The organism is Nonomuraea terrae, assembly GCF_044465245.1.
Taxonomy (GTDB): Bacteria; Actinomycetota; Actinomycetes; order Streptosporangiales; family Streptosporangiaceae; genus Nonomuraea; species Nonomuraea terrae.
Window position 1 is genome coordinate 1,227,057 of record NZ_JBITLL010000002.1, and the last position, 16,752, is coordinate 1,243,808.

Annotated in this window: 15 protein-coding genes; 5 read left to right on the plus strand and 10 right to left on the minus strand. The window is 72.8% G+C overall.

Annotated elements, in window-relative coordinates:
- Nucleotides 1-191 precede the first annotated feature (191 nt).
- Genes ACIBP6_RS12125 through ACIBP6_RS12160 form a run of 8 tightly spaced genes read right to left on the minus strand, consistent with a single transcriptional unit; the run spans nucleotide 192 to nucleotide 7,517 of the window.
- Nucleotides 192-860 (minus strand): GntR family transcriptional regulator, encoded by a 669-nt coding sequence (locus ACIBP6_RS12125; RefSeq protein WP_397051362.1) that lies wholly within the window; start codon nucleotides 858-860, stop codon nucleotides 192-194.
- Between the two features lie 14 nt (nucleotides 861-874).
- Nucleotides 875-1,831 (minus strand): ornithine cyclodeaminase family protein, encoded by a 957-nt coding sequence (locus tag ACIBP6_RS12130; RefSeq protein WP_397051364.1) that lies wholly within the window; start codon nucleotides 1,829-1,831, stop codon nucleotides 875-877.
- Complete coding sequence (locus ACIBP6_RS12135) at nucleotides 1,828-2,838, minus strand: proline racemase family protein (RefSeq protein WP_397051366.1); 1,011 nt, start codon at nucleotides 2,836-2,838, stop codon at nucleotides 1,828-1,830. Before ACIBP6_RS12135 ends, ACIBP6_RS12130 begins: the two co-directional genes overlap by 4 nt.
- Before the next feature lie 13 nt (nucleotides 2,839-2,851).
- Entirely contained in the window at nucleotides 2,852-3,853 is a 1,002-nt protein-coding gene (locus ACIBP6_RS12140; RefSeq protein ID WP_397051368.1) for a proline racemase family protein, read from the minus strand.
- Nucleotides 3,850-4,776 (minus strand): dihydrodipicolinate synthase family protein, encoded by a 927-nt coding sequence (locus ACIBP6_RS12145; RefSeq protein WP_397051370.1) that lies wholly within the window; start codon nucleotides 4,774-4,776, stop codon nucleotides 3,850-3,852. Before ACIBP6_RS12145 ends, ACIBP6_RS12140 begins: the two co-directional genes overlap by 4 nt.
- Nucleotides 4,760-6,139 carry an NAD(P)/FAD-dependent oxidoreductase gene (locus tag ACIBP6_RS12150; protein WP_397051372.1) on the minus strand — a complete coding sequence of 460 codons (1,380 nt, stop codon included), beginning with the start codon at nucleotides 6,137-6,139 and terminating at the stop codon, nucleotides 4,760-4,762. Before ACIBP6_RS12150 ends, ACIBP6_RS12145 begins: the two co-directional genes overlap by 17 nt.
- Nucleotides 6,136-6,378 (minus strand): (2Fe-2S)-binding protein, encoded by a 243-nt coding sequence (locus tag ACIBP6_RS12155; protein WP_132614937.1) that lies wholly within the window; start codon nucleotides 6,376-6,378, stop codon nucleotides 6,136-6,138. Before ACIBP6_RS12155 ends, ACIBP6_RS12150 begins: the two co-directional genes overlap by 4 nt.
- On the minus strand, nucleotides 6,375-7,517 hold the full coding sequence (locus ACIBP6_RS12160) for an NAD(P)/FAD-dependent oxidoreductase (RefSeq protein WP_397051374.1): 1,143 nt from the start codon (nucleotides 7,515-7,517) through the stop codon (nucleotides 6,375-6,377). Before ACIBP6_RS12160 ends, ACIBP6_RS12155 begins: the two co-directional genes overlap by 4 nt.
- 96 nt (nucleotides 7,518-7,613) lie before the next feature.
- Here ACIBP6_RS12160 and ACIBP6_RS12165 point away from each other — a divergent pair, with 96 nt between their 5' ends.
- A complete protein-coding gene (locus ACIBP6_RS12165) occupies nucleotides 7,614-8,600 on the plus strand; it encodes a heme A synthase (protein ID WP_397051376.1) in 987 nt (328 codons plus the stop codon).
- Between the two features lie 62 nt (nucleotides 8,601-8,662).
- Nucleotides 8,663-9,355, plus strand: a complete 693-nt coding sequence (locus ACIBP6_RS12170) for a vancomycin high temperature exclusion protein (RefSeq protein ID WP_397051378.1) — start codon at nucleotides 8,663-8,665, stop codon at nucleotides 9,353-9,355.
- Nucleotides 9,356-9,408: 53 nt separating this feature from the next.
- Here the strand turns inward: ACIBP6_RS12170 and ACIBP6_RS12175 are convergent, their stop codons facing one another.
- Both ACIBP6_RS12175 and ACIBP6_RS12180 read right to left on the minus strand, forming a co-directional pair.
- Nucleotides 9,409-10,602, minus strand: a complete 1,194-nt coding sequence (locus tag ACIBP6_RS12175; protein ID WP_397051380.1) for a PrsW family intramembrane metalloprotease — start codon at nucleotides 10,600-10,602, stop codon at nucleotides 9,409-9,411.
- 119 nt (nucleotides 10,603-10,721) lie between these two features.
- On the minus strand, nucleotides 10,722-11,666 hold the full coding sequence (locus ACIBP6_RS12180; protein WP_397051382.1) for a heme o synthase: 945 nt from the start codon (nucleotides 11,664-11,666) through the stop codon (nucleotides 10,722-10,724).
- A 228-nt stretch (nucleotides 11,667-11,894) separates the two neighbouring features.
- Between ACIBP6_RS12180 and tkt the strand changes: the two genes are divergently transcribed.
- The 3 genes from tkt to ACIBP6_RS12195 are packed head-to-tail and all read left to right on the plus strand — an operon-like array spanning nucleotide 11,895 to nucleotide 16,751.
- Nucleotides 11,895-14,030 carry a transketolase gene (gene tkt, locus ACIBP6_RS12185; protein WP_397051384.1) on the plus strand — a complete coding sequence of 712 codons (2,136 nt, stop codon included), beginning with the start codon at nucleotides 11,895-11,897 and terminating at the stop codon, nucleotides 14,028-14,030.
- Nucleotides 14,031-14,037: 7 nt separating this feature from the next.
- Nucleotides 14,038-15,129: a transaldolase gene (gene tal, locus ACIBP6_RS12190; RefSeq protein ID WP_397051386.1), complete on the plus strand. Its 1,092-nt coding sequence runs from the start codon at nucleotides 14,038-14,040 to the stop codon at nucleotides 15,127-15,129.
- The gene (locus tag ACIBP6_RS12195; protein ID WP_397051525.1) at nucleotides 15,129-16,751 is read left to right on the plus strand and encodes a glucose-6-phosphate isomerase; all 1,623 of its coding nucleotides are present in this window, start codon (nucleotides 15,129-15,131) and stop codon (nucleotides 16,749-16,751) included. Before tal ends, ACIBP6_RS12195 begins: the two co-directional genes overlap by 1 nt.
- Nucleotide 16,752: the final 1 nt, after the last annotated feature.

The following is a 16,752-nucleotide window of genomic DNA, read 5'->3' on the forward strand; positions in this document are numbered from 1 at the left end:
GGGTTGTGCCGAGCCCTGCGACGGTCAGCGGAATGCGGGTGTCCGCGTGACCAGGCACGAAGCCACCACCTGGGGAAGGGGTGACCGGGACGGTGGGACCGCCGGCGCTCTCGCGCGGCGTCACTCGGCCGTTCCGCTCCGAGATTACCGCCATCGGGGAGCCGACGATCCCCGAATATCCGAACTTTTCCTCAGTGTTCAGCCCAGATGCCGCGTACGTGCCCGATGTGCTCGGTCATGATCCGCCCGACGGCCTCGGCGTCGCCGTCCTTGAGCGCGTCCAGCAGCGCCAGGTGCTCACGAGCGGAGTCGGTCAGCGTGCCGCGCTCGGACAGCTGCGACAGGCCGTAGAGGCGGGCCCGGTTGCGCAGGTCACGCACCACCTCCACCAGGTGGACGTTGCCCGACAGTGCCAGCAGCTCGACATGGAAGCGCAGGTCGGCGTCGACGTAGGCGAGCAGGTCGCCGCGCTCGCCGGCCGCGACGATCTCCTCGGCTACCGGCCTGAGGCGTTCGAACTCCTCGGCGCGCGAGCGGTCGGCCAGCCTGGCCACGGTGGGCACCTCGATGAGCTGGCGGATCTCGGTGAGCTCGTCGAGATCGCGGTCGGACAGCTCGGTGACCCGGAAGCCCTTGTTGCGCACGGCCTCGACCAGGCCCTCCTTGGCCAGGTCGAGCATGGCCTCGCGGACCGGCGTGGCCGAGACCCCGAACTGGGCGGCCAGCACGGGAGCGGAGTAGACCACCCCGGGCCGCATCTCCCCGGTGATCAGCGCGGCGCGCAGCGCGTGCGCGACCTGCTCGCGCAGGCTCTGCCGCTCCCCCACCATCGGCAGGTCGAGCCGGTCGTCGGCAGCCATCCGCCCATCCCTTCCTACGTCCACGCCTCGTAAGCGGCAGCCGCGACCACGAGGTCCTCCCATGCCATGCCCGTGCTCTTGAACACGCGCGGCCCCGGGCCGGCGACCACTCTTCCGGCGATCAGATCGGCGAGGTCTCCGGCGAGATGACGGGAGGTGATCGTACCCCGGCGGATCGCGACGATGACGTCTCCAGCCTCTTCCAGGGCGGCCGTCCTCGCCTCGACGACCACCGTGGCGCGGGCGACGAGGTCGTCGCCGAGCTCCCGGGCGTCGGGCTCGTGCGAGCCGACGGCCACGACGGTGGCGCCGTCGCGGACGAGCTCACCGGGGAAGAGCGGCTCCCTGGCCGTCGTGCAGCAGGCGACCAGGTCGGCCCCCGCCACGGCTCCTGCCACCGCTTCGGCCACGGGGCCCGCCGCGGCGCTCGTGAGCCCTCGTGCCGTCAGTCCGAGATCGCGGCAGCGGGCGGCCAGCGCCTCCGCACGGTCCAGGTCGCGGCCGACGACCGTCACGTCCCGCACCGGCCGCACCGCGCGCAGGGCCAGGACGTGCCCCCACGCCTGCGGGCCGCTGCCGAAGACCACCAGCCGCCGCGCGTCCGGCTCGGCCAGGTGCCGGACGGCGAGCGCGGAGACGGCGGGCGTGCGCAGGGAGGTGAGCGCGATGCCGTCGAGCACGGCCAGCGGCGCCAGGCTCTCCCCGTCGAACAGCAGGTACGTCCCCTGGATCCGGGGCAGCCCGCGCTCGGAGTTGGCGGGGGCGATGGTGACGGCCTTGACGCCGGCGTACCGGCCCGTGGCCGCGGGCATGAGCAGGAGCTGCCCGGCGGGCACGTCCACGATCGGCCGCTGCGGCGTGGCCTCCGGGTCGAGCCCGGCGCGCAGGGCGTCCTCCAGCACGTCCACGGCCCGCTCCATCGGCACCAGCCGCTCCACGGTGGCGGCGTCGAGATACGGCAGCGCGCTCATCGCAGGGTGAACCCCGTTCCGATCGGATCGTCGGGGTCGAGTTCGAAGGCGTGCCGCCCGGTGCGGTACGCCATGCCCTCGATCTCCGGGACGACCCCGTCCCCGGTGACCTCGGCCACCCGCGCGCGGAACTCGCTGCCCACGATGCTCGTGTGGAGCAGCGGCCGGCGCAGCCCTTCGTCGTGCAGCAGCGCGAGCCGGGCGGCGGTGCCGGACCCGCAGGGCGAGCGGTCCACCTCGCCGTCGGCGAACACCGTGACGTTGCGCTGGCACGCCGCGTCGCCCGCGTCGGGCAGCTCGTCGTAGAAGATCACGCCGTAGACGCCGGACAGCCGCTCGTCGGCGGGATGCCGGGAGGCCGGGTGGCCGGCCAGGTCGGCCTTGATGCGGCGGGCGTACGCGATGAGCTCGGTCAGGTGCCGGGGCTCCACCGACAGCCCCAGTGCCGCGGCCGGCACCGAGGCGTAGATGGCTCCCCCGTAGGCGAGGTCGGTCTTCACCCCGCCGGCCGGCACGCCGCGGGCGATGACGTACGACGGGACGCTGACGAAGGTCACCCCGCGCACCCTGCCGCCGGCGCGGCGCACGCGGGCCGTGACGCGGCCGGACGGCACGTCGATCACCACGTCCGTCTCGCCGTCGGGGTCGGCCTCGACCAGCCCCTCGTGCACCGCGTACGCGCCCAGCGCGATGGTGCCGTGCCCGCAGGCCGTCGAGAAGCCGTCCTTGTGCCAGAACAGCGCCCCGAGGCGGGCCCCCGGGTCGTCCGGCGGGACGAGGAAGCAGCCGTACATGTCGGCGTGGCCGCGCGGCTCGTGGCAGAGCAGCCGCCGCACGTCGTCGAGGCGCTCCATGGCGGCGCCACGGCGGGAGAGCACGTCGGAGCCGGGGATCTCGGGCACCCCGCCGGTGACGATCCGGAACGGCTCGCCACCGGTGTGGTAGTCGACGGTGGTGATCACGGCGCCGGCCGCGCCGGCGCCGTGATCGTGATGCTGCTGGTTCACCGGCTACGCTCGCTCACAGCTCGAACCCCGCCGGGAACGGGTCGCGGGGGTCGAGGAAATACTGGGCGGTGCCGGTGATCCAGGCCCGCCCGTTGATCGACGGCAGGACCGCGGTGCCGCCGCCCACGGTCGTCTCCTCCAGCAGCCGGCCGATGAACCGGGTGCCGATGAACGACTCGTTGACGAAGTCGCGGCCGAGCGGCAGCTCGCCGCGGGCGTGCAGCTGCGCCATGCGAGCGCTGGTGCCGGTGCCGCAGGGCGAGCGGTCGAACCAGCCGGGGTGGATGGCCATGGCGTGCCGCGAGTGGTGGGCGTCGGAGCCGGGGGCGGTGAAGTACACGTGGTGACAGCCGCGGATGCGGTCGTCCTCGCGGTGCACGGGCTCGTCGGCGGCGTTGATCGCCTCCATGGTCGCCAGGCCGGCCGCGATGATCTCGTTCTTGGCCTTGCGGTCGAACGGCAGGCCGTAGCGGTCGAGGTCGACGACGGCGTAGAAGTTGCCGCCGTAGGCCAGGTCGTACGGGATCTCGCCGAAGCCCGGCACCTTCACGGAGGCGTCCAGCCGGTCGCAGTAGGAGGGCACGTTGCGCAGCGTCACCGACATCGCCTGGCCGTCCTCGACGGCCACGTCGACCTCCACCAGCCCGGCCGGCACCTCCAGGCGCACGGTCGTGACCGGCTCGACGACCTCCACCATGCCGGTCTCGACCAGCACGGTGGCCACGCCGATGGTGCCGTGGCCGCACATCGGCAGCAGCCCGGACACCTCGATGAACAGCACGCCGAAGTCCGCGTCGGGCCGGGTGGGCGGCTGCAGGACGGCCCCGCTCATGGCCGAGTGGCCGCGCGGCTCGGTCATCAGCAGGGTGCGGATGTGGTCGAGGTGGTCGCGGAAGTACACCCGGCGCTCGGCCATGCTGGCGCCGGGGATCACCCCGATGCCGCCGGTGATGACGCGGGTCGGCATGCCCTCGGTGTGGGAGTCGACGGCGTGGAAGACCCGTTTGGTCCTCATCTGAGGCCCTCCGCGAGCGCCTTCTCGGTCGCCGCGCGGATGACGGTGGCCTGCTCGTCGGTCAGCGGCTGCCGCGGTTGCCGGCAGGGGCCGCCGTGGCGGCCGGCGAGGTCCATGGACAGCTTGATCGCCTGGACGAACTCGGTCTTGGAGTCCCAGCGCAGCAGCGGGTGCAGGGTGCGGTAGAGCGGCAGCGCGGTCTCCAGGTCGCGGGCGACCGCGGCGCGGTAGAGGGCGACGTTGGAGGCGGGCAGCGCGTTCGGGTAGCCGGCGATCCAGCCGACCGCCCCGGCCACGGCCAGTTCGAGCAGCACGTCGTCGGAGCCGACCAGCAGGTCCAGCCCGGGCGCGAGCTCGGCCAGCTCGTACGCGCGCCGCACGTCGCCGCTGAACTCCTTGATCGCCACGATCAGCCCCTCCTCGTGCAGCTTGGCCAGCAGCGCGGGGGTCAGGTCCACCTTGGTGTCGTAGGGGTTGTTGTAGGCCACGATCGGCACGCCGGCCTTGGCCACCTCGCGGTAGTGGGCGATGACCGCCCGCTCGTCGGCCCGGTAGGCGTTGGGCGGCAGCAGCAGCACCGAGCCGCAACCGGCCTCGCGCGCCTGCTCGGCCCAGCGGCGCGACTCGGCGGCGCCGTACGCGCCGACCCCGGCCATCACGTTGCGGCCGCCGACGGCCGCGACGGCGGTCTCGATGACCTTGGCGCGCTCCTCCGGGAGGAGCGTCTGGTACTCGCCGAGCGAGCCGTTGGGCACCACGCCGTCGCAGCCGTTGTCGACCAGCCAGCCGCAGTGCTCGGCGTAGGCGTCGAAGTCGACGGACAGGTCCTCGCGCAGGGGCAGCGCCGTGGCGACCATGACGCCCTGCCAGGGCTTGCTGCGGTGTTCCATCAGGGAGTCCTCCATGTCATCGGGCGGCATCATCGGGCGAATCTTCTGCGGCGGCCTCGGCGAGGGCGCCGAGGGTGACCGGCTGGGCGACGGGCCTGCGGGGCGGCCGGGGCGCCTCCCCGGCCAGGCAGGATACGGCGTAGCCGCAGACGCGGCCCTGGCACCACCCCATGCCGGGGCGGGCCAGCAGCTTGACGGAGCGCGCGTCGGTGGCGCCGAGCTCCAGCGCCTCGCGGACGCGGGCGAGCGGCACCTCCTCGCACCGGCACACCAGCGTGTCGTCGCGCAGCCAGCTCTGCCAGCCGGGCCGCACCGGGTAGGCGCGCTGCAGCGCCTCGCCGAACGCCCGCCACTGCCTGCGCCGCCGCAGGAGCACACCGTCGGGACCGCGGCGGGCGACCGGGCGGGCTTCGCTCACGACGGCGCGGCCCGCGATGCGGCCCTCCACCTCGGCCTGCCGCCAGCCGGCCACACCGGTGGGCTCGCCCGCGGCCCAGACGCCGGGGACGCTGGTGCGCTGGGCGGCGTCGACGCGCAGCACGGGGCTGCCGTCGGGGTCGCCACGCGTCTCGCAGCCGAGCTGCGTGCCGAGCTCGATCTGCGGCACGAACCCGTAGCCGACGGCGAGCGTGTCGCAGCCGACGATCCGGGTGGACAGAACGTTCCAGTCGGGGTCGAGGCGGGCCACGGTGACGGCCTCCACCTCGCGCTCGCCGTGCGCCGCGATCACCGCGTGACGTGTCCGGTACGGCACGCGGTGGCGGGCCAGCGCGGCGGCGTACGCGGCGGCCTCGCCGGCCTTGCCCAGGGCCAGCAGCGGGTGGCGGGCCAGGCCGAGGCCGCCGTTGGCCTCGTACACGCCGAGCACCGCCGCCCCGGCCCCGGCGAGCCCGGAGGCGACCGGCAGCAGGAACGGCCCGGTGCCGGAGATCACGACGCGCCGGCCGGCGAGCACCCCGCCGCCCTTGAGCAGCGCCTGCGCGCCCCCGGCGGTGAGCACCCCGGGCAGGTCCCAGCCGGGGAACGGCAGCGGGCGATCGTGGGCGCCGGTGGCGATCAGCAGCCTGCGCGCCCGCAGCGTCACCGGCCGCTCGCCGGAGGAGTCGCGCGTCAGAGCGTGCACGGTGAGGTCGCCGCCGGGCTCGCGGGAGACGTTCCACACCTGGTGGCGCGTCAGCACGTCGGCCCGCCCGTCGAGCAGGCGGGCCTGCAGCAGGAACCGGTCGAGCCCGGGCTCCCGCTCCGGGACGGCCGCGTGCCGGAAGTACTGGCCGCCGAGGCGCGCGCCGGAGTCGAGCAGCGCCACGCGCAGCCCGGCCAGCGCCGCCGTGAGCGCGCCCGCCACCCCGGCGGGCCCGCCGCCGACCACCACGAGATCGTACGGTGCGCCCGTCATGCCGTCGTCACCTCGTCGCCCGGCTCGGCCTCCAGCAGGCAGGCGCGTTCGGGCGGCCGCCCGTTGACCGAGATCAGGCAGTCGAAGCAGACCCCGATCCCGCAGAACAGCCCGCGCGGCCGCCCGCCGAAACGGGTCGTGCGCCAGGACCGCACCCCGGCGGCGTGCAGCGCCGCGCCGATGCTCTGGCCCGGCACGACCGGCACCGGCCGGCCGTCGACGGTGATGTGGAAGGTCACGCGGCCTCCTCGGAGAAGCGGTCGGGGCGGAAGGGACGCAGGTCGAGGTCGGGCCGCTCACCGGTGAGGAGCTGGGCGAGCAGGTGCCCGGTCGCCGGCGCGAGCCCGATGCCCGCGCCCTCGTGCCCGCACGCGTGATAGAGCCCCGGCACGCGCGGGTCGGCGCCGATGACGGGCAGGTGGTCGGGGCAGTACGGCCGGAAGCCGCAGTAGGAGCGGATGGCGCGCACCTCGCGCAGCGCGGGGAAGAGCGCGACGGCCTGCTCGGCCAGCCGCGCCAGCACCGGCACCGACGTCGTGCGGTCGAAGCCGACCCGCTCCCTGCTGGCCCCGATGAGCACGGTGCCGGCGGGCGTGCCCTCGACGACGGCCGAGGTCTCCAGGCCGGCGGAGTCGCTGGCGACGTTCGTCACGTAGGCGGCGGTGTAGACCTTGTGCCGGATGAGCGGCTCGCGCAGGGGCTCGGTGACGAGGATGAAGCCGCGCCTGGGCAGGATCGGCAGCTCGACGCCGGCCAGCGCGGCGATCTCACCGCCCCACGTGCCGGCCGCGTTGACCACGGCGTCGCCGAGCACGTCGCCCTGGGAGGTGCGCACGCCCGTCACGCGGCCGCCCGAGCGCAGGACGCCGGTCACGGTGACGCCGAGCCGCAGCCGCAGCGTGCCGCGCCCGAAGCTCTCGGCGCCGTGGCGCAGCAGGCTCGCGGCGGCCAGCATGGGCTGGACCTGCGCGTCCTGCGGGTAGTAGACGCCGCCGGCCAGCCCTTCGGCCAGGTGCGGCTCGTAGTCGCGCAGCTCGGAGCCGCTCACCATGGCGTGCTCGACGCCTTGCTTGCCCGCCAGCTCGGTGAGCCGGCGCTGGATCTCGTCGGTCTCGGCGACCACGAGGCCGCCCTTGGGCTCGAACTCGAACCCGCCGTGCTCGGCCAGCGCCCGCCACAGCCCGTTGGAGAGCATGGCGAGCTCCAGCTCCGGCCCGGGCTCCTTGTCGGACACCAGGACGTTGCCCTCGCCCGAACCCGTGGTGCCGCCGGCCACCGGCCCCCGGTCGACCACGGTCACGTCGAGGCCCGCGCGCGCGGCGTAGTAGGCACAGGCGGCCCCCACGACTCCGGCGCCGACCACGATCACGTCGGACATCGTCACCTCCCTTCGGTAATATGTCACATACTTATACGCTTGAGAAGCCCGTTCCCGGTGGCGGGACCGGGCACCACGGCCCGTACCATCGATGCCGTGAAGCTACCCTCGGACTCTGTCAACCCTCTCGTGCGCCTCCTGCGGTCGTTGTGGGCGCCCACGACGCGGTCGATGCGTGGCTGGGCGATGGCGTCCGTGGTCGTCAACGCGGGCATCGCCGTGACCGGCGCCGGTGTCCGTGTCACCGGTTCCGGCCTCGGTTGCCCGACCTGGCCGAGGTGCACGCCGGACAGCTTCATCCCGGTCGCGCACCCCGAAGTCTCAATGATCAACATGGCGGTCGAGTTCGGCAACCGGCTGCTGACGTTCCTGGTGCTGGCCGTGGGCGCCGCCTGCGTGATCGCCGCACTCCGGCTCGCGCCGCGCCGGCGCTCGCTGCTGAGGCTGGCCTGGTTGCAGCCCGCGGGCATCGTGCTGCAGGCGCTGTGGGGCGGGGTGGTGGTCAACACACTGCTCAACCCGTTCACGGTCGGCATGCACTTCGTCTTCTCGGTCGGGCTGATCTCCGCCTGCTGGCTGCTCTACGTCCGGGCGGGCGAGGGCGACGGCCCCCTGCGGCGGGTGGTCCACCGCGACGTCCGCAGGCTCGGCCACGTGCTGGTCGCCGCGACGTTCGCGCTGGTGGTGGCGGGCGTGGTGGTCAGCGGCACGGGGCCGCACTCCGGCGACGAGATGGCCTCGCGCTTCGACCTCGACATCGAGGCGATGGCCCGGCTGCACGCCGACGTCGCCTACCTGGTGGTGGGTCTGACGTTCGCGCTGCTGTTCGCGCTGCACGTCGGCGGCGCGCCGCGGGCGGCCAGGAGAGCGGCCGGTGCGGCGCTGGCGGTCGAGCTGGCCCAGGGCGTGATCGGCTACACGCAGTGGTTCCTGGCCGTGCCGGCCATGCTGGTCCTGCTCCACGTCCTCGGCTCCACGCTGGTCTGGATCTCCGTGCTGCGGGCCACGACCTCGCTGCGCACGCGCGAGCCCGAGCCCTTCCCCGTCGACCACTCCCCCACCGAAGCAGCCGCCGTCGCCTGAGTGGATATGCCAGGGTATGTGGCGATAGATCCGCCACTCCCCCGGCCCGGAAGGGGTGCGATTTGCGAGGAAAAGTCCGCCCCTCTCGGAAGGCGCTGCGCCGCGCGTACCAGGGGCTGGTGCTGCTCAGCGTGCTGGCCCTGGCGCCCATGACGTGGGCCTGGCTGGGCAGCTCGGCGCACCGGGTGACGGCCGAGGGCGCGGGGTGGCTCGCGCGGGTGCCCGAGGCACAGGCCGCGCTCGTGCTCGGAGCCGGCCTGTACGCCGGCCGCCCCACCCCCATGCTGGCCGGCAGGCTCGACATCGCCGCCGACCTCTACCACGCCGGCAAGGTGCGGGCGCTGCTGCTGTCGGGCGACAACAGCCGCCCGGACTACGACGAGCCGACCGCCATGCGCGACTACCTGCGCGCCAAGGGCGTGCCCGACGCGGTGATGGTGCTCGACTACGCGGGCTTCGACACCTGGGACTCGTGCGTACGGGCGCGCGAGGTGTTCGGGGCCGAGCGGGTGACCGTGGTGACCCAGGAGTTCCACCTGCCCAGGGCCGTGACGCTGTGCCGGACGGCCGGGCTGGCGGCGTTCGGGGCCGGTGACGACTCCGCACGCCACTGGGCCGCCACGACGTACGCCTACGCCGCCCGGGAGTTGCTCGCCACCGGAAAGGCGTTCGCCGACGCGGTGGTCCTCGGGTCGGACCCGGTCTTCCCAGGGCCGCGCGAGGTCTCGCTCTCCCGGATCCTCGCCCAGCGCTAGACAGACCGGCACAGAGACCGGCACAGAGACCGGCGCTGAGACCGGCACTGAGGTCAGCCGGGAGCGCCGGGCGCGTAGCCGGGCGGCGGTGAGCCCCTGGCCACCGAGCGGGCGTGCGGGCTCGGCACCGGGAAGTCGGCGCGGGCCGTGCTCATGCACTCCAGCAGGGCCCGCTGCTCCTCGTGGAAGGCGTGCTCGTCCACCATGTGACGGGCCGCGCGCTCGTGCAGCAGACCGAGCTCGGTGGCGGCCAGCTGGTAGTCGCGCATCGCGCGCAGGCCCCGCTTGCCGCCGTGGGCCCTGGCCCACTGGCGGGCCTGGCGGCGCCGGGCGAAGGCCGACAACATGTAGATGTCGGCCTCGGTGACGAGCTTCGTCGGCTCGTACGGCGGCAGGTAGCGCTGGATGAGGGCCACGATGCGCCGCCGGTCGCGGAAGACCACGCCGACGAGCACGACCAGCACCACCAGCAGCGCCAGGTAGGCCACCACGAGCCCGGGGAAGCCGCCGTAGGAGGCCAGGCCGTTCCACAGTCCGTGCAGGATCATCGCCCCCGACCAGCCCGCCAGCACGTACGGCACCCGGTCGGAGCCGCCGCGCCGGGCCGCGTACGCGACGCCGACCCCGATCATGGAGCTGAACAGCGGGTGCGCCAGCGGCGACAGGATGCCGCGCAGCACCACGGTGACCGCCAGGCCCTTGACGCCCGAGGTGGACAGGGCCGCGATGTAGTAGCTGACGTTCTCACTCATGGCGAAGCCGAGGCCGACCATGCTGGCGTAGATGACGCCGTCGGTCGGCCCGTCGAGCTCGGCCCGCCGGAACCTCAGCAGGCCCAGCAGCACCAGGCCCTTCATCGTCTCCTCCACCACGGGCGCGCCGAAGGTGGCCGCGATGTTGCGGGCACTGGCCTCCGACAGCTTGGCGGTGTCGGTGATGTAGTGCAGGTTGAGCGAGTTGATCACACCGGCGACGAGCACGGCGACGCCCGCGCCCCACGCGAAGGCGAAGATCAGATTGCTGCGCGGCTCGGGCTCCAGGCGGTCGAGCGCCAGCACCAGGGCCAGCAGCAACGGCACCGGCGCCAGCGCCAGCATGAGCGCGATGAAGAACTGCACCGGAGCGCCGTTGACGAACACGTCGAAGGAGAACGAGACGAGCGCGCAGATGCCGGTGAGGACCAGCCCGATGATCAACGCGAACGAGGGGCGGTCCTTCAACACCCAGCGTGGATCACGGGTCGCCATAGGGTGACTTTAACGGATCAGGGTGGCGGAACGCCGACCAGGCGGACACCAGCCGGACACCCCACGGCCACCGGGCGGACACACGGGCGACCACACGGGCGACCACATGGGGCGGCAGGTCAGGACAGCAGCGGGTCGATGGCCACGGCCAGGAACAGCAGCGCGAGGTAGGCGTTGGACCAGTGGAAGAAGCGCATGGGACGCAGGTCGACGCCGCTCTTGCCGGCGTTGAGCCGGCCCAGCAGGCGGTGGACCTCCCACAGGCACATCGCGCCCAGCACGGCTGCGACGACGGGGTAGAACAACGTCGTGCCGGCCACCGGCCACAGCGCCAGCGAGCAGAGCACGGTGGCCCAGGTGTAGGCGATGGACTCCAGGACGACCCGCCGCTCGGTGGCCACGACGGGCAACATCGGCACCTTGGCCGCCGCGTAGTCCTCCTTGTAGCGCATGGCGAGGGTCCAGGTGTGCGGCGGCGTCCAGAAGAACACCACGCCGAAGAGCACCAGCGGCGCCCAGTCGAGCCGCTCGGTGATGCCCGCCCAGCCGATCATCACCGGCATGCAGCCCGCGATGCCGCCCCACACGATGTTCTGGGCCGTGCGCCGCTTGAGGATCATCGAGTAGACGAGCACGTAGAACAGGATCGCGCCGGCCGACAGCAGCGCCGCGAGCCAGTTGGTGGTGACCCACAGCCCAACGGTGGACAAAATTCCGAGCACGATACCGAAAACCAGCGCGCCGCGCGGCGAGACCTGGTGGCGGGCCAGCGGGCGGCGCCGGGTGCGGCGCATCTTCTGGTCGATGTCGCGGTCGACGTAACAGTTGAGGGCGTTGGCGCTGCCGGCCGACAGGGTGCCGAAGACCATGACGGCGAGAGACGTCCACAGCGGGGGCAGGCCGCCGGCCGCGAGGAACATGACCGGCAGCGTCGTGATCAGCAGCAGCTCGATGATCCGCGGCTTGGTGAGCGCGATGTAGGCCTTCACGACCGTGCCGATCGTGCGCGGCGGCCCCGTCTGCGGTGAGGGGGCCGTCGCCTGCCTGTTGGTCAGCACCGTCAAGGCGCTTCCAGCCTGTGCGGAGTCAACGCGTAACCTCTGATTAGAGCGGATCCATGGGTGGGCGCCGTGGCGCCTCTGCGAACAACCAAACTGTAGTCGCAGGGGCGGCCGGTCCGGCCAATGGGGGGCTTGAGCCCCCATGGAACCGCAAGGGTGGGATGGGAATCGCCGGCAGGCTCCGCTCGGTTAAGGTCCGGTGTGGGCGGGATAGCCAACCGGTACATACCAATGACAACTAGACTCCGGAGATCGAGCTTGAGCACCGAACTCGTGCCAGCCCTTGAATGGACCGACCTCGACAAGAAGGCGGTCGACGTCGTTCGAGCACTGGCGATGGACGCAGTGGAGAAAGCGGGCTCGGGTCACCCCGGCACCGCGATGAGCCTGGCTCCCGCCGCATACCTGCTCTTCCAGCGCGTGATGCGCCACGACCCGACCGACCCCAACTGGCTGGGGCGCGACCGGTTCGTGCTGTCGTGCGGCCACACCAGCCTGACCCTGTACCTCCAGCTGTACCTGTCCGGCTACGGCCTGACGCTCGACGACCTGCGGCGGCTGCGCCAGTGGGACAGCCTCACGCCCGGTCACCCCGAGCACGGCCACACGGCCGGCGTCGAGACCACGACCGGCCCGCTCGGCCAGGGCCTCGGCAACGCGGTCGGCATGGCCATGGCGGCCCGCCGCGAGCGCGGCCTGTTCGACCCCGACGCCGCGCCCGGCGCCTCGCCGTTCGACCACCACATCTGGTGCTTCGTCAGCGACGGCGACATCGAGGAGGGCATCAGCCACGAGGCCAGCGCCCTCGCCGGTCACCAGAAGCTGGGCAACCTCGTCGTCATCTACGACGACAACCACATCTCCATCGAGGACGACACCCTGATCGCCAAGTCGGAGGACGTGGTCGCCCGCTACGAGGCCTACGGCTGGCACACCCAGAGCGTCGACTGGACCGCCACCGGCGAGTACACCGAAGACGTCCAGGCCCTCTACGACGCGCTGATGGCGGCCAAGTCCGAGACCGACCGGCCGTCGTTCATCCGGCTGCGCACGATCATCGGCTGGCCCGCGCCCAACAAGCAGAACACCGGAAAGATCCATGGATCGGCCCTGGGCGAGGCGGAGGTCGCCGCCACCAAGGAAGTCCTCGGCATGGACCCGGGCCAGACCTTCCACGTGCCGGACGAGGTGCTCAAGCACGCCCGCGGCATCGCCCAGCGCGGCCGCACGCTGCACGCCGAATGGGAGAAGGGCTACGCCGAGTGGCGCCTGGCCAACCCGGAGCGCGCCGACGAGCTCGACCGCATCTCCCACCGGGTGCTGCCCAACGGCTGGGCCAAGGCGCTGCCGTCGTTCGAGACCGGCACCTCGATGGCCACCCGCAAGGCCTCCGGCGAGGTGCTCAGCGCGCTCGCGCCGGTGCTGCCCGAGCTGTGGGGCGGCTCGGCCGACCTGGCGGAGTCCAACAACACCACGATGAAGGGCGAGCCGTCGTTCATCCCGGAGGAGTACCAGACGAAGGACTTCCCGGGTAACCGCTACGGCCGCACCCTGCACTTCGGCATCCGCGAGCACGCCATGGGCGCCATCCTGAACGGCATCGCCCTGCACGGCGGCACCCGCCCGTACGGCGGCACGTTCCTGGTCTTCTCCGACTACATGCGCCCGTCGGTGCGGCTGGCCGCGCTCATGAAGCTGCCGGTCACGTACGTGTGGACGCACGACTCCATCGGCCTCGGCGAGGACGGCCCCACCCACCAGCCGATCGAGCACCTGTGGGCGCTGCGCGCGATCCCCGGCCTCGACGTGGTCCGCCCGGCCGACGCCAACGAGACGGCGTACGCGTGGAAGGCCGTGCTGGAGCACACCGACCGGCCGGCCGCGCTGGCGCTGACCCGGCAGAACCTCCCCGTCTACGAGGGCACCAGCGCCGACGGCGTGGCCCACGGCGGCTACGTGCTGCGCGAGGCGTCCGACGGCCAGCCGCGGGTGATCCTCATGGCCACGGGCAGCGAGGTGCAGATCGCGGTCGAGGGCCGCGATCTGCTGGAGGCGCAGGGCATCCCGACGCGCGTGGTGTCGATGCCGTGTGTCGAGTGGTTCAACGGGCAGGAATCGGCATATAAGCAGACGGTTCTGCCCTCGTCGATCCGGGCCCGGGTGGCGGTCGAGGCGGGCGTCGCGCTCGGCTGGCACCAGTACGTCGGCGAGTGCGGCGAAGTGGTCAGCCTCGAACACTTCGGTGCCTCGGCGCCGTACAGGACGTTGTACGAGCAGTTCGGGCTGACGCCGGAGAGGGTGGCGGCGGCGGCCAAGGCGAGCCTGGCCAAGCTGGGCCAGGACAAGGGCGAGACGACGGGAAACTGAAGAAGAGATGAGCGAGATCCTCAAGAAGCTGTCCGGCCAGGGCGTTGCCATCTGGCTCGATGACATCAGCCGTGAGCGCCTGCGCAGCGGCAACCTCGAACAGCTGATCCGCGAGAAGAACGTCGTCGGGGTCACCTCCAACCCGACGATCTTCGCCAGCGCCCTCAGCAAGGGCGACGCGTACGACGCCCAGCTCCACGACCTGGCCGTACGCGGCGTCGACGTGGGCGAGGCCGTGCGTTCCATCACCACCTACGACATCCGCTGGGCCGCCGACGTGCTGCGCCCGGTCTACGACGCCACCAGCGGCGTGGACGGCCGCGTGTCGCTGGAGGTCGACCCGCGCCTGGCCCGTGACAGCGAGAAGACGATCGCCGAGGCCAGGGCGCTGTGGTGGCTGGTCGACCGGCCCAACCTGTTCATCAAGATCCCGGCCACGGTGGAGGGGCTGCCCGCGATCACGCAGGCGCTGTCGGAGGGCATCAGCGTCAACGTCACGCTGATCTTCTCCCTCGAGCGCTACCGCGCGGTCATGGACGCCTGGCTGGCCGGTCTGGAGGCCGCGCAGGCCAAGGGACTCAACCTGGCCACGATCGAGTCGGTGGCCTCGTTCTTCGTCAGCCGCGTCGACACCGAGATCGACAAGCGGCTCGACAAGCTGGGCAAGACCGACCTGAAGGGCAAGGCGGGCGTGGCCAACGCGCGCCTGGCGTACGCGGCGTTCGAGGACGTGATGAACTCCGAGCGCTGGCAGCGCCTGCGCTCGGCGGGCGCCCGTCCGCAGCGGCCGCTGTGGGCCTCGACCGGTGTGAAGAACCCGGAGTACCCCGACACCCTCTACGTCGACCAGCTCGTGGCGCCCGGCACCGTCAACACGATGCCGGAGAAGACGCTCGACGCGACCGGCGACCACGCCAACGTCACGGGCGACACCATCCGCCCCTTCTACGAGCAGGCCTGGAACACCATGGCCGCGCTCAAGGAGGCCGGCATCGACTACGACGACGTGGTCAAGGTGCTGGAGGACGAGGGCGTGGAGAAGTTCGAGGCGTCCTGGAACGAGCTGCTCGAGAGCGTCACCAAGAACCTGGTTCCGTGATGGAGGTCTCCTACCGCGAGGAGGAGGTGGCCTCCGCCGCCTCCTCCGTCGCGGGGCGTCTCACCGCCCACGGCGTGCCCGCGCGGCTCGCCGGGGGCGACCCCACGTTGTGGGGCGAGGACGCCGAGGCGGAGGCGGCGGCCGGCCTCGGCTGGCTGGCGCTGCCCCGCTCCTCCCGCGAGCTGCTGCCCGAGCTGGGCCGGCTCGCGGGTCGCACCCGCGCCGCGGGGCTGACGAACGTCGTACTGGCCGGGATGGGCGGCTCCGCGCTGGCCGCCGAGGTCATCTGCGACACCTGCGACGTGCCGCTCACCGTGCTCGACACCACCGACCCGGCGCAGGTCCGCCGGGCCTTGGCCGAGCAACTGGACGACACCGTCGTGGTGGTGGCGAGCAAGAGCGGCACCACCGTCGAGACCGACGCCCTGCTGCGCGTCTACGAGGCCGCCTTCGCCGAGGCCGGCATCGACCCGGCCGGGCGCTTCGTGGTGGTCACCGACCCGGGATCGCCGCTGGAGAAGCGGGCCGTCGAGGCCGGCTACGCCCTCGTCACCGCCCGGCCCGACGTGCCGCCGGTGGGCGGCCGCTACGCGGCGCTGTCGGCGTACGGGCTGGTGCCGGCCGCGCTGGCGGGCGCCGACGTGGAGCGCCTGCTCGACGAGGCCGGGCAGGTGCTGCCGCTGCTGTCGCGTGACACCGGCAACCCCGGCCTCGACCTGGGCGCCGCGCTCGGCGGCGCGGCGCTGGCCGGTCGCGACAAGCTCGTGCTCGAGGACCAGCTCTCGGCCATCAACGGGCTGCCCGGCTGGATCGAGCAGCTCGTCGCCGAGTCCACCGGCAAGCAGGGCAGGGGCATCCTGCCCGTCGTCGCCGCCGACCCCAACGGGACCGGTGACGAGCTGGTCGTCGCGATCGAGTCCGACGTCGGCGACGTGCGCGTGGACGGCCCGCTGGGCGCGCAGTTCCTCGTCTGGGAATACGCGACCGCGATCGCCGCGCTGCTGCTGGAGGTCAACCCCTTCGATCAGCCCGAGGTGGCCGAGTCGAAGGCCAACACCACCGAGCTGCTGACCCTGCCCGACCTGCCGGCCGGCGCTCCGGCGTTCACCGACGGGCCGGTCGAGGTGTACGGCGCGGTGCGGGCCACCGACCTGCCGGGGCTGTTCGCCGAGGTGCTGCACGCCATCCCCCGCGACGGCTACCTGGCGGTCATGGCCTACCTCGACCGGCTGGCCGCGTTCGACGCGCCGGTGCCCGACGGCGCCGACTTCGAGCACATGACCGACGCCTGGATGATGGCCGACGCCGCCACGCTGCGGGCGCTGCTCGCGCTGCGCACCGACCGGCCGGTCACCTTCGGGTGGGCGCCCCGGTTCCTGCACGCGACCGGGCAGTACCACAAGAGCGGGCCGCAGAACGGCGTGTTCCTGCAGATCACAGGGGAAGTGGCCGAGGACGTCGCGGTCCCCGGTCGGCCGTACACGCTGGGCCGGCTGCAGCTGGCCCAGGCGCTCGGCGACCTGGGGGCGCTGGAGACGCGCGGGCGTCCGGCCGTACGCCTGCATTTGACCGACCGCGCGGCGGGAGTCGCGCGTTTGCTCGAAGCCGTACAGGAGGCTTGAG